Source organism: Candidatus Pelagibacter sp., from assembly GCF_052049935.1.
Lineage (GTDB): Bacteria > Pseudomonadota > Alphaproteobacteria > Pelagibacterales > Pelagibacteraceae > Pelagibacter.
The window spans coordinates 42726-55078 of record NZ_JBNGZA010000003.1 but is presented as its reverse complement, the minus strand read 5'-3'; the positions used below and the strand labels follow the sequence as shown (position 1 = coordinate 55078).

At 32.3% G+C, this 12353-nt stretch carries 12 protein-coding genes; all 12 read left to right on the top strand.

Annotation, left to right across the window (positions count from 1 at the left end; genetic code table 11):
- The 12 genes from ACTT90_RS02125 to sucD are packed head-to-tail and all read left to right on the top strand — an operon-like array spanning window position 1 to window position 12326.
- Entirely contained in the window at window positions 1–1617 is a 1617-nt protein-coding gene (locus tag ACTT90_RS02125) for an acyl-CoA synthetase (RefSeq protein ID WP_014952613.1), read from the top strand.
- Window positions 1618–1625: 8 nt separating this feature from the next.
- A complete protein-coding gene (locus tag ACTT90_RS02120; RefSeq protein ID WP_440937217.1) occupies window positions 1626–2399 on the top strand; it encodes an alpha/beta fold hydrolase in 774 nt (257 codons plus the stop codon).
- Complete coding sequence (locus tag ACTT90_RS02115; protein ID WP_440937216.1) at window positions 2399–3505, top strand: dimethylsulfoniopropionate demethylase; 1107 nt, start codon at window positions 2399–2401, stop codon at window positions 3503–3505. Before ACTT90_RS02120 ends, ACTT90_RS02115 begins: the two co-directional genes overlap by 1 nt.
- Window positions 3506–3522: 17 nt before the next feature.
- Window positions 3523–4530, top strand: coding sequence for an aspartate-semialdehyde dehydrogenase (locus tag ACTT90_RS02110; protein ID WP_440937215.1), 1008 nt, complete (start codon window positions 3523–3525; stop codon window positions 4528–4530).
- Window positions 4520–4903 (top strand): succinate dehydrogenase, cytochrome b556 subunit, encoded by a 384-nt coding sequence (gene sdhC, locus ACTT90_RS02105; RefSeq protein ID WP_440937214.1) that lies wholly within the window; start codon window positions 4520–4522, stop codon window positions 4901–4903. Before ACTT90_RS02110 ends, sdhC begins: the two co-directional genes overlap by 11 nt.
- Complete coding sequence (gene sdhD, locus ACTT90_RS02100; RefSeq protein WP_440937213.1) at window positions 4903–5226, top strand: succinate dehydrogenase, hydrophobic membrane anchor protein; 324 nt, start codon at window positions 4903–4905, stop codon at window positions 5224–5226. The genes sdhC and sdhD overlap by 1 nt, the downstream gene beginning before the upstream one ends.
- Window positions 5223–6998, top strand: a complete 1776-nt coding sequence (gene sdhA, locus ACTT90_RS02095; RefSeq protein ID WP_440937212.1) for a succinate dehydrogenase flavoprotein subunit — start codon at window positions 5223–5225, stop codon at window positions 6996–6998. The genes sdhD and sdhA overlap by 4 nt, the downstream gene beginning before the upstream one ends.
- Entirely contained in the window at window positions 6998–7777 is a 780-nt protein-coding gene (locus ACTT90_RS02090; RefSeq protein ID WP_440937211.1) for a succinate dehydrogenase iron-sulfur subunit, read from the top strand. The genes sdhA and ACTT90_RS02090 overlap by 1 nt, the downstream gene beginning before the upstream one ends.
- A gap of 42 nt (window positions 7778–7819) precedes the next feature.
- Complete coding sequence (locus ACTT90_RS02085; RefSeq protein WP_440937210.1) at window positions 7820–9313, top strand: CoA-acylating methylmalonate-semialdehyde dehydrogenase; 1494 nt, start codon at window positions 7820–7822, stop codon at window positions 9311–9313.
- A gap of 15 nt (window positions 9314–9328) precedes the next feature.
- Window positions 9329–10291 carry a malate dehydrogenase gene (gene mdh, locus ACTT90_RS02080; protein WP_440937209.1) on the top strand — a complete coding sequence of 321 codons (963 nt, stop codon included), beginning with the start codon at window positions 9329–9331 and terminating at the stop codon, window positions 10289–10291.
- The gene (gene sucC / locus ACTT90_RS02075; protein ID WP_440937208.1) at window positions 10291–11451 is read left to right on the top strand and encodes an ADP-forming succinate--CoA ligase subunit beta; all 1161 of its coding nucleotides are present in this window, start codon (window positions 10291–10293) and stop codon (window positions 11449–11451) included. The genes mdh and sucC overlap by 1 nt, the downstream gene beginning before the upstream one ends.
- Window positions 11451–12326: a succinate--CoA ligase subunit alpha gene (gene sucD / locus ACTT90_RS02070; protein WP_440937207.1), complete on the top strand. Its 876-nt coding sequence runs from the start codon at window positions 11451–11453 to the stop codon at window positions 12324–12326. Before sucC ends, sucD begins: the two co-directional genes overlap by 1 nt.
- The last annotated feature ends 27 nt before the right edge of the window (window positions 12327–12353 follow it).

Genomic DNA, 12353 nt, shown 5'->3' with positions numbered 1-12353 from the left:
ATGAACAATTACGAGCAAAATTTAGATAAAAATGATGCAAATTTTGTTCCCTTAACTCCTCTGACTTTTTTAGAAAGAGCAAAAGATATTTACCCAAATTATGAAGCCTTGGTTTATGAAAACAGAAGTTATACTTGGAGCGATGTTTATAGAAGGTGTACTAAGTTTGCGAGTGCTCTAGAAAAAATAGGTATTGGATTAGGAGATACCGTTTCTGTAATGGCTATGAATACCCCTGAAATTTTTGAAGCTCATTACTCTGTTCCAATGACGGGTGCAATATTAAATACAATAAACGTTAGATTAGATGCTAAGACTGTACAATATATACTTGAGCACAGTGAAGCAAAAGTATTTATTGTAGATAGACAATTTCATTCTGTAATTTCAAAAGTAATGGAACAATTAAAAAATAAGCCGATAATAATTGATATCCAAGATGATTTTGCAGATCAAAGTTTATTAAAGAAAATTGGGGAACATGAATATGAGGATTTTTTAAATACAGGAGATGACAATTACATTTGGAAAAGACCAAAAGATGAATGGCAAGCTATTTCTTTAAATTACACTTCAGGTACGACTGGAAATCCAAAAGGTGTAGTATATCATCATAGAGGATCATATTTAATGTCAACAGGAAGTGCTGTTGCTTGGAATATGCCAAACAGATTAAGTTTTTTAACAATAGTCCCAATGTTTCATTGTAATGGTTGGGGATATCCGTGGACGATTCCAATGCTAAATGGAAAAACAGTTTGTCTGAGAAACATAGATGTAAAAAAAATCTTTGAATTGATTATAAAACATAAGGTTACTCATTTTGGAGGAGCACCAATAGTGTTAAATATGATAACAGGTGCATCAGAAAAAGATCGAAAAAAACTAGAACACAAAGTTTATGTACTTACAGCTGGAGCTCCACCTCCAAGTATAATATTTAAGAAAATGGAGGCATTGGGTTTTGAGGTGATGCATGTTTATGGTCTTACAGAAACATATGGTCATGTTTCACAATGTGCCTGGAATGATGAGTGGAATTCACTAGACGAAGATAAAAAAAATGAAATTAAAGCAAGACAAGGTGTTAGATATCCAAATACAGAAGATATTAAAGTGATGAATCCAGAAAATATGGAACCAGTGCCACAAGATGGAAAAACTATGGGTGAAATTATGATTAGAGGAAATGTTGTCATGAAGGGATATTTCAAAGATAAAGCAGCCACTGATAAAGCAATGAATGGAGGCTGGTTTCACTCTGGAGATTTGGCTGTAGCTCATCCTGATGGATATATAAAAATTCAAGACAGATCTAAGGATATAATAATTTCAGGAGGTGAAAACATATCATCAATTGAAATTGAAAATACTTTATCTAAGCATCCGGCAGTATCAATCGCAGCAGTTGTTGCAAAGCCTGATGAAAAGTGGGGCGAAGTTCCAGCTGCCTTTATAGAAAAAGTTAAAGATAAAGATGTAACTGATAAAGAATTAATGGATTTTTGTAGAGAAACATTAGCTGGATTTAAAATTCCTAAATACATAGAATTTTGTGAATTGCCAAAAACATCGACTGGAAAAATTCAGAAATTTGAACTGAGAAAAAAATTTTAGGTTAATTCTTGATTTTTGAAATAGAAAATAAAAAAATACATGCATCAGATGCAGGTCAAGGAATAGATCCTAGCAAAGAAACAATTGTTTTTTTACATGGAAGTGGCTTATCACATATAGTCTGGTCATTATCTGAACAATTTTTTTCAAATAAAAATTTTAATGTTTTATCAATTGATCTTCCTGGTCACGGAAATTCTGAAGGGCCATGCTTAAAAACAATAGAAGAAATTGCTGAATGGCTAGAAACCTTTTTTTCAAAATTAAAATTAGAAAAAATTAGTCTTATTGGACACTCTCAAGGATGCTTAGATATTTTAGAGTATGCTTCAAAATATTCTAAGAGATTAAATAAAATTATTTTTGTTGGTGGTTCTTACAAAATGCCTGTTCATCCTGACTTAATCAATCTTGCAGAAAGTGGAGACTCTGATGCTGTTAAGTTAATGATGAAATGGGGATATGAAGGCTCAAAAAAATTTATTGGTGGAAACCCAGTAGAAAGAATAATTCAATCTCCAAGAGATATAAGTGAAATATTGGCTGTAGATTTAAATGCCTGCAATAATTATTCAAATGGATTGAATGCTGCAAAAAAAATTCAAAACCCAACTTTGTTGATTTTTGGTAAATTAGATAAAATGGTAAATCTAGAAAATGGACATAAGTTTGCTGACCATATTAAAAATAGCTCTACACATGTCATAGAAAATTGTGGTCATATGATTATGATTGAAAAAGCCTTTGAAATGAGAGACAAGATCCTAGAATTTTTAAATTAATGAAAAACTACCTAATTGCAAAATCAAGAAGACTTAGAAGCACTCCTTATACTTCTAGAATAGAAAAACAAGGAGTTACAGCTTATACAGTTTATAATCATATGCTATTACCTGCAGCTTTTGGTTCATTGGAAGAATCATGTGATCATTTAAAAAAAGATGTTCAGGTCTGGGATGTTGCAGCTGAAAGACAAGTCGAAATAGTTGGAAAAGATGCAGCAAAACTAGTTCAGTTAATGACTTGTAGAGATTTGTCTAAATCTAAAATTGGTCGTTGTTATTATTGTCCTATAATTGATGAAAATGGAAAAATGGTTAATGACCCCGTTATGCTAAAACTTGATGAAAATAGGTTTTGGATATCAATAGCAGACTCCGATGTGATATTTTTTGCAAAAGGTCTTGCTCATGGACATAAATTTGATGTCAACATCTTTGAACCTAATGTAGATATTATTGCAGTACAAGGTCCAAAATCTTTTGCTTTAATGGAAAAGATTTTTGGGAAGAAGATTTTAGATTTAAAATTTTTTGGATTTGATTTTTATGATTTTCAAGGAACGAAACATTTAATAGCAAGATCAGGCTGGTCTAAACAAGGTGGTTTTGAAATATATGTAGAAAACACTTCTTCTGGAGTTCAACTATATGACAAACTATTTGAGGAGGGAAAAGATTTAAATGTAAAAGCTGGTTGTCCAAATTTAATTGAAAGAATTGAAAGTGGATTATTATCCTATGGAAATGATTTTGATAACAATGACAACCCTTATGAGTGTGGTTTTGAAAAGTACGTAAATCTAGATAACAATATTGAGTTCTTAGGAAAAGAAAAATTAAAGGATATTAAATCAAAAGGAATTGAAAGAAAATTAATGGGTGTAATCTTAGATTTAGAAAAACTTTCAATAACTAAATCACTTGATATTTATGAGAATGAAAAAAAAATTGGAGATTTAAGGTCTGCATGTTTTTCACCTCATTTCAAAAAAGTAATAGGTATAGCTATGATTAGCGAACCCTTTTGCAAGGTATCACAAACTGTTTACCTTAATATTGATGGTAAAAAAGTTTCTGGAAAAGTTTGTGATTTGCCATTCATCTAGTATAAACCTCAATTATTATGAATATTGCAATTGTAGGAGCAACGGGTAATGTTGGAAGAAAAGTACTTGAGGTACTTGAGAGAAAAAAATTACCTTTTTCAGAAATTTATTTAGTTGCTTCTCCTAGAAGTGCTGGTTCAAAAATTAACTTCAAAGGCAAAGATATAGTTGTTGAAAATTTAGAAACTTTTGATTTCTCAAAAGCTAAAATAACTTTTTTTGCTGCCGGCGGTAAAATCTCAGAAACTTATGCACCAAAAGCTGCTGAACATAGTTTTGTAATTGATAACTCAAGCTATTTTAGAATGGATCCAGACGTTCCTTTAATAGTGCCTCAAGTAAATGCAGATGATTTAAAAAATATAAAGAAAAATATTATAGCTAATCCAAATTGCTCTACTGCACAATTGGTTTTACCTTTAAAACCAATTCATGACTTATTTAAGATAAAAAGAATAGTAGTTGCAACTTATCAATCTGTATCTGGTGGTGGTAAAGGACCAATGGATGAATTAATTGAACAAACAAAACTATCTTTAGAAAATAAAGAAATTAATTCTAAAAATTTCACGAAACAAATTTCATTTAATCTTATTCCTCATATTGATGTATTTTCTGATGATGGCTACACAAAAGAAGAACTAAAGATGACTAATGAAACTAAAAAAATATTAGATCTTAATATTGAATTATCTGCAACATGTGTGAGAGTGCCAGTATTAGTTTCACATTCTGAAGCAGTAAATTTAGAATTGGAAAAAGATTTTACTATTGATCAAATTAGAGAATGTTTAGAAAATATGGAAGGTTGCAAAGTTATAGATGAAAGAAAAGATGGAGGATATTCAACACCTCTTGAAGCAGCAGGAAAAGACGAAACTTTTATTTCTAGAATTCGTGAAGATAAAACAAAAAAGAATTGCTTAAATATGTGGGTTGTGTCAGATAATTTATTAAGAGGAGCGGCCTTAAATGCAGTGGAAATTGCTGAGACATTAATTAAGAATAATTTTTATGGAAAATAAAAGACCTCTATCTCCTCATATTCAAATTTATAGATGGCATATATCTTCATTGGTTTCTATTTCACATAGAATAACTGGCATCATAAATATCATAGCAATAACATTAATTTGTTTTTTAGCATGCGTTTTAATGTTAGGTGAAGAAAGTTTCAAAATTATTGAAATATTTTTTAATTCTGTTTTTGGAAAATTTATTATCTTAGGAATTACTTGGTCATTTAGTTTTCAAATATTAAGTGAGATAAGACATCTTGTTATGGATTTAGGTTATGGTTTTGAGCTTAAAACTACAAAAATCACAGGTCTTGTAGTGATTGTTGGTTCAGTAATTTTAACAATTTTATTTTATTTAATTGGAAAGAATTTTTTTTAATGATTAGTGCTACAAAAAGATGGTTATTTTTAAAAATCAGTGGAGCACTTTTAGTTCCATTAATGATTTGGTTTATTTTAAATTTTGTAGCAATTTATAATCAAGGTTATTTTGAATTAGTTAATTTTTTTTCAAAAGGAATTTCAGGTTTTGTTTTTAGTATTTTCATAATTATAGCTTTTTTCTTCTCAGCTATCAGTATTAGTGAGGTTTTTGAGGACTATATTGGAGATGAAAAAATAAAAAATGTCGCAAACAAACTTTTATATTTGTCAGCTGTGGTAATTCCTTTAATTACAATTATATTAATAAATAACATATGAGTTCATACGAAATTATAGATCATCAATATGATGTAGTTGTTTTAGGAGCTGGAGGTTCAGGCCTAAGAGCTGCAGTAGGTCTAAGCGAGGCAGGCCTTAAAACTGCATGTATTTCAAAAGTGTTTCCAACAAGAAGTCATACTTCAGCAGCGCAAGGGGGTATTTCTGCTGCACTAGGAAATATGGGTGAAGATGACTGGAGATGGCATATGTATGATACTGTAAAAGGCGCTGATTGGTTAGGTGATCAAGATAGTATTGAATACTTATGTAAAGAGGCCCCAAAAGCTGTGATTGAGTTAGAAAAGTATGGAGTACCATTTAGTAGAACAGAGGACGGCAAAATCTATCAAAGACCATTTGGTGGAATGACAAAAAATTATGGTAATGGAATTGTTCAAAGAACATGTGCGGCTGCTGATAGAACAGGACACGCAATTTTACACACACTATATGGACAAGCACTTAAACATAAAACTGAATTTTTTATTGAATATTTTGCATTAGATCTATTGATGAAAGATGGACAATGCAAAGGACTTATTGCATGGAACTTAAATGACGGAACTATTCATAGATTTAGAGCTCATACAGTAATTATTGCAACAGGTGGATATGGAAAAGTTTATTATTCTGCAACATCAGCTCACACATGTACAGGTGATGGAAATGCAATGGTATTAAGAGCAGGTCTACCACTTCAAGATATGGAGTTTGTACAATTTCATCCAACAGGAATTTATGGGCATGGAACACTAATAACAGAAGGTGCAAGAGGTGAAGGTGGTTATCTTACAAATTCTAAAGGTGAAAGATTTATGGAGCGATATGCTCCTAAAGCAAAAGATCTTGCCTCAAGAGATGTTGTGAGTAGATCAATGTCTATCGAAATTAACGAGGGAAGAGGTGTTGGTAAAGATCAAGATCATGTTCACTTAAATTTAAGTCATTTAGATAAAGATATTATAGAAAGTAGACTGCCAGGAATTACTGATGCTGCAAGACTATTTGCAGATGTTGATGTAACTAAGGAACCAATCCCAGTAGTACCAACAGTTCATTATAACATGGGTGGAATACCAACAAACTACAAGGGTGAAGTATTAACTGTTAATGGTTCAGAAAAAACAGTTCCAGGTTTGATGGCAATTGGTGAAGCCGCATGTGTTTCAGTTCATGGTGCTAACAGATTAGGGTCAAACTCTTTAATTGATTTGGTTGTTTTTGGAAGAGCAGCAGCAAAGAGAGCAGCTGAAATAGTTAAGCCAGGCGCACCTCATGAAGAAATTCCAGAGTCAGAAACACAAAAGTGTTTAGATAGATTTGATAAATTAAGAAATGCAGATGGAGATACAGGTACTGCAGAACTAAGATTGGCAATGCAAAAAACAATGCAGTCTAAATGTGCAGTATTTAGAACTGAAAAGAATTTAAAAGAGGGTGTTGATCAAATAAGAAAAACTTATGATGGCTTGGGATCTATCTCGGTAAAAGATAAATCATTAGTATTTAATACAGATTTAGTTGAAACACTTGAGTTTGATAATTTAATTAGACAAGCGGTCACAACAGTTGACTCAGCCTATAACAGAAAAGAGAGCAGAGGTGCTCATGCAAGAGAAGATTACCCTAAAAGGGATGACGAAAAATTTATGCAGCACACACTGATTTGGTGTGATGGTAAAGATACAAAAATTACATATAGACCAGTTCATAAAACAACTTTAACAAATGAAGTACAATATTTTCCACCACAGGAAAGAGTGTATTAATGGTTCAGATTAATTTACCGGAAAACTCAAAGGTAAAAAAAGGTAAATATTTTAAAGATAAAACTGGTTCAAAAAATATTAGAAAAGTAAACGTTTATAGATGGGACCCTTCAACTGGGGAAAATCCTAGAGTAGATACTTATGAAGTTGATATGGAAAACTGCCCTTCAAAAGTTCTCGATGTATTAAATAAAATTAAAAATGAAATTGATCCAACTCTAGCTTATAGAAGATCGTGTGCCCATGGGGTGTGTGGTTCTTGTGCAATGAATATGGGTGGAAAAAATGGTTTAGCATGCACAACACCTCATGCAGAAATTGATGGTGATATTGATATTTACCCTTTGCCACACCTTAAAGTTAAGAGAGATTTAATTGGTGATTTAGATGATCTTTATAAACAATATCAGTCTATAGAACCGTGGTTACAATCTAATTCAAAATCTGAGACAAAAGAAATTTTTCAATCTCAAAAAGATAGGGAAAAACTCGATGGTGCTTATGAATGTATTATGTGTGCTTGTTGTTCTACCTCATGCCCTAGTTATTGGTGGAATGGAGATAAATACTTAGGACCTGCAGTATTACTTCAGGCATACAGATGGATAGTTGATAGTAGAGACGAAGAAAGAGAGAAAAGACTTAAAAAAGTTGCAGATGAATTAAAATTATATAGATGCCACACAATATTAAACTGTACCAACGCTTGTCCAAAGGGTTTAAATCCAGCTAAGGCTATTGCTGAAATTAAGAAAATGCTAGCTACGGCTAATATATAATTAATAGACTAATAAAGTTTTTTGCTCTAAAAGATCGTATTCATGAAAATTATTGAACATTTCGTTGGCGGTAAGCTAACTTCTGGTAAATCAGATAGAAAAGGGAAAGTTTTTAACCCTGCAACTGGTGAACAAGAAAAAGAAGTATTATTAGCATCAAAAGCAGATCTAGATGATGCAGTTAATGTTGCTCAAAAAGCATTTGAATCTTGGTCATTAAAACCAGCGCTTCAAAGAGCAAGAATAATTTTTAAATTTAAAGAATTAATTGAAAAAAATTCAGACGAACTTGCTGAACTAATTGTTGCTGAGCATGGAAAAGTTTATGAGGATGCAAAAGGATCTCTAACCAGAGGATTAGAGGTAGTTGAATTTGCATGCGGAATACCTCATTTACTCAAGGGTGAATTTTCAGAAAATGTTGGAACTAATGTAGACAGTTACTCAATGCGTCAACCTCTTGGAGTAGTTGCTGGTATCACTCCCTTTAATTTTCCAGCAATGGTCCCAATGTGGATGTTTCCAATAGCTATAGCATGTGGCAATACCTTTATATTAAAACCATCGGAAAAAGATCCATCTTGTTCAATAAGGTTAGCAGAATTATTTAAAGAAGCTGGTTTACCTGATGGTGTTTTAAATGTTGTACATGGTGATAAAGAGTCTGTAGATGCAATTTTAACTAACCCAGATATTAAGGCTGTGAGTTTTGTAGGATCTACGCCAATTGCAAAATATATTTATGAAAATTCTGCTAAAAATGAAAAAAGAGTTCAAGCACTTGGAGGTGCAAAAAATCATTTAGTAGTGATGCCAGATTGTGATCTTGATGGAGCTGTTAATGGATTAATGGGAGCTGCATATGGTTCAGCTGGTGAAAGATGTATGGCTCAATCTGTTGCTGTAGCAGTTGGAGATATTGGAGATGAACTTGTATCAAGACTTTCCAAAAAAGCAGAAGCTTTAAAAGTTGGTCCTGGAATGGATAAAACATCTGAAATGGGACCTTTAGTTACAAAAGAACATTTAGCAAAAGTAAAAAGTTATGTTGATCTTGGAGTTGAAGAGGGTGCAAAACTTGTTGTAGATGGTAGAGATTTAAAACTTCAAGGCTATGAAAATGGGTTCTTTATAGGTGGTTGTTTATTTGATCACGTTGATAAAAATATGAGAATTTATAAAGAGGAAATATTTGGTCCAGTATTATCAGTGGTTAGAGTTAAAACTTTTGAGGAAGCAACTCAATTGATAAATGATCATGAATATGGAAATGGCGTTAGTATTTACACAAGAGATGGAGATGCAGGAAGAACATTTGCAAGTAAGATTCAAGTAGGAATGGTTGGTATCAATGTTCCAATTCCTGTACCAATGGCATTTCATAGTTTTGGTGGATGGAAAAGATCTTTATTCGGTGATAGTGCGATGCATGGAATGGAAGGTGTAAAATTTTATACAAAATTAAAGACAGTCACATCAAGATGGCCATCAGGAATTAGGTCAAATGCAGAATTTATAATGCCAACAATGAAATAAAAGGAAGTAAAAATAATGAAAAAAATATCTTTAATAGGAGCAGGACAAATTGGTGGAACTCTAGCACACTTAATTGGAATAAAAGAATTAGTTGATGAAGTTGTTTTATTTGACGTTGCAAGTGGTATAGCCAAAGGTAAAGCGCTAGACATTGCACAATCATCATCTGTAGATGGTTTCAATGTGAAATTGTCAGGAACAGATGACTATAAAGATATTAAAGACTCTGATGTAGTAATTATAACCGCTGGTGTTCCAAGAAAACCAGGAATGAGCAGAGATGATTTATTAGGAATTAATTTAAAAATAATAAAACAAGTAGCTGAAGGAGTTAAGAATAATGCTCCAAATGCATTTGTTATTTGTATTACAAATCCATTAGACGTGATGGTAATGGCGTTTCAAAAATTTTCAGGTCTTCCAGTAAATAAAGTAGTTGGTATGGCTGGAATTTTAGATAGCTCAAGATTTAAATTATTTCTTTCATTAGAATTTAATGTTCCAGTAAGAGAGATAGAAGCAATGGTAATGGGTGGTCATGGAGATACAATGGTGCCTCTCCCTAGATTTACAAAAATTTCAGGAAAACCATTATTGGACTTAGTCAAAGAAGGAAAAATTTCTGAAGAGAGAGTTGAAAGTATTAATCAAAGAACTAGAGATGGTGGCGCTGAAATAGTAAAATTTTTAGAAAAAGGATCTGCTTTTTATGCTCCTGCCGCATCAGGAGTTCAGATGGCCGAAGCCTATTTGAACGATCAAAAGAAACTTTTGCCGTGCGCAGTACATCTGAATGGTGAATACGGAGTGAGTAATGTTTATGCAGGTGTACCAGTTATTATTGGAAAAAATGGGGTAGAAAAAATAGAAGAAATTGATTTAGACGAAAAAGAAAAAAAAGAATTTATGCATTCTGTAGATGCTGTGAAAAAATTATGGGAAGCTGCTTCAGCAATTGATGGTTATCTAGCAAAATAATGAATATCCACGAGCATCAAGCAAAACAAATCTTGGAAAAATATGGAGCACCAGTTCCAAAAGGTGTTTTTGGTTTAAGTGTTAATGAAGCTGTAGAGAAAGCAAAAAGTCTTGAAACAAAAAAATACGTATTAAAAGCACAAATTCATGCTGGCGGTAGAGGTAAAGCAGGCGGTGTTAAAATATTAGACAACCTACAAGAGCTTGAAAAAGCTGCCAATGAATTATTTGGAAAAACTTTGGTTACACATCAAACTGGTCCAGAAGGAAGAGAAGTAAAAAGATTATATATAGAAGAATCTTCTGAAATAGATAAAGAATTTTATCTTTCATGCTTAGTAGATAGAGCAAGTTCCAAAATTGCTTTTATTTCAAGTGATCAAGGTGGAATGGATATTGAAGAAGTAGCAAGCAAAACTCCTGAAAAAATAATTACAACAAAAGTCGATTTTAATGATGATATTTCAGATAAAGATTGTGAAGAAATTATAAAAATCTTTGATTTAAAAGATAGTGCACAAAATCAAGGGATAAGTTTAATAAAAGCTATCTACAAAATGTTTGTTAACACAGATGCAAATATGGTTGAAATAAATCCTCTCATCTTAACAAAAGACAATAAGATTATTTGTTTAGATGCAAAGGTAAATTTTGACGATAATGCTTTATTTAGACATCCTGAGATTTTAGAACTAAGAGATTTAAATGAAGAAGATCCTACTGAAATAGAGGCAAGTAAACACGAACTAGCTTATATAAAATTAGATGGAAGTATTGGATGTATGGTTAATGGCGCAGGCTTAGCGATGGCTACAATGGATATAATTAAATTATATGGTAAGGAACCTGCAAATTTTTTAGATGTGGGTGGTGGAGCATCAAAAGAAAAAGTTGCAGCAGCATTTAAAATAATCTTATCTGATAAAAATGTTAAAGGTATTTTGATAAATATTTTTGGTGGAATAATGAGATGTGATGTTCTTGCTCAAGGAGTCGTAGATGCAGCAAAAGAAATAAACATATCTGTTCCATTAGTTGTAAGATTAGCAGGAACCAATTTCAAAGAAGGTAAAGAAATACTTGATAGCTCTGGCTTAAAAATTATTTCTGCAAACGATCTTGATGATGCTGCAAAAAAAATTGTAGAGGCAATTAAGTAATGTCAGTTTTAGTAAACAAAAATACAAAAGTAATTTGTCAAGGTTTTACAGGCTCACATGGCACTTTCCACTCTGAGCAAGCAATTAAATATGGAACTAATTTAGTTGGTGGAGTTACTCCCAAAAAAGGGGGACAAAAACATTTAGATAGACCAGTATTTAATTCTGTTGCAGAAGCAAAAAGCTCTGTAGGTGCTGATGCTACTATGATATATGTTCCAGCAAAATTTGCTGCTGCAGCGATTATTGAAGCAATAGAAGCTGAAGTTGAATTAATAGTTTGTATTACGGAAGGTATACCAATTCAAGATATGCTAAAGGTAAGACAAATTTTAGATAAATCAAAAAGTAGACTGATAGGTCCCAACTGCCCAGGAATTATTACCCCTGATGAATGCAAAATTGGAATAATGCCAGGAAATATTCATAAGAAAGGATCTGTTGGTATTGTATCAAGGTCAGGTACTTTAACTTACGAAGCAGTTGCACAAACGACAGTTAATGGATTAGGTCAGTCAACATGTATTGGTATTGGTGGTGACCCAATTAATGGAACAAACTTTATAGACTGTTTGGATTTATTTTTAAATGACCCAGAGACACAATCAATTTTAATGATTGGTGAGATTGGCGGGACAGCAGAAGAGGAAGCTGCAGAATTCATCAAAAACCATAAAATTAAGAAACCTATAGTTGGATTTATAGCTGGAATAACAGCTCCTCCTGGTAGAAGAATGGGACATGCAGGTGCAATTATTTCTGGTGGCAAAGGTGGCGCTGAAGATAAAATTAAAAAGATGAAAGAATGTGGAATTACAATGTCTAACTCCCCATCTAAAATTGGAGAAACACTGTTTAATAAATTGTCTAATTGAAAATTAGTTTAACAGGATTATACTAAT